The sequence below is a fragment of the Desertibacillus haloalkaliphilus genome (assembly GCF_019039105.1).
Taxonomy (GTDB): Bacteria; Bacillota; Bacilli; order Bacillales; family KJ1-10-99; genus Desertibacillus; species Desertibacillus haloalkaliphilus.
Genome location: NZ_JAHPIV010000305.1, coordinates 1 through 386 on the forward strand (window position 1 = coordinate 1; position 386 = coordinate 386).

Here is a 386-nt window from a genome sequence, read left to right on the forward strand (position 1 = left end):
ATCTATGACGGAAGCTCATTGGTTTATCCACAATGAGGGGACGAGCGAGCTCTTTGAAGAAGCTGCTCTTGGCGCTATGAATGTCAGACCGGATGGACCTTATTCATATTTAAATAATATGGTTACAATGGGAGCTGGAGCTAAGGCTGTTGGTGTCCAAGGCTGGAATAGCTATGAAGCAACAGAAGAAGTGAAGGGGTTTCCTGCAAGTGAGTGGGTCCATCAATTGACTGGGATAAGAAGAACAGAAGGCTTGTTGCATCCTGACTTTCATCGTTTAAATAATAAAAATGAACTGGGAACGCACCGAGGCCAAGTGGGGGTTTTTGGAGATATGCTGCGTGAGGAGGCAATTGTTCGCCAAGTGTATGGTCACAGTGACACGT

1 protein-coding gene is annotated in these 386 nt (G+C 45.9%); it reads left to right on the plus strand.

All coding sequences use genetic code 11. The features are described 5' to 3' along the window. A partial coding sequence (locus tag KH400_RS22060; protein ID WP_217228290.1) for a hypothetical protein occupies positions 1-386 on the plus strand: 386 nt, incomplete at both ends.